This is a genomic window from Bittarella massiliensis (ex Durand et al. 2017) (genome assembly GCF_017566145.1).
Classification (GTDB): Bacteria; Bacillota; Clostridia; order Oscillospirales; family Ruminococcaceae; genus Bittarella; species Bittarella massiliensis_A.
In genome coordinates this window covers 1-223 of record NZ_JABFCL010000208.1, presented here as the reverse complement: position 1 = coordinate 223, position 223 = coordinate 1, and the positions used below count along the sequence as shown (strand labels likewise).

The window sequence follows — 223 nt, the reverse complement described above, 5'->3', positions numbered from 1 at the left end:
ACAAGCTCTGAATATGATTCTTTAAGTCTTTTCAAAAATTTCTGAGATTGATTCTTACCAAAATAGTCAATGAAAAATAAAACCGGATATTCCTGAATTTTTTCTTCGATCTCCTCTTCTACAATTTCCAAATCTTTACTAACAGTATAATACTGAAACTTCCAGCCGGCTCTTAATATTGCATCACTGATACTGGAACACAAAAATTCTGGCAGTAAGACAA

1 pseudogene is annotated in these 223 nt (G+C 31.8%); it reads right to left on the bottom strand.

Going from position 1 to position 223, the window contains the following annotated elements:
- Positions 1-223: pseudogene (locus tag HJY11_RS14055) on the bottom strand (hypothetical protein); the annotation flags it as partial.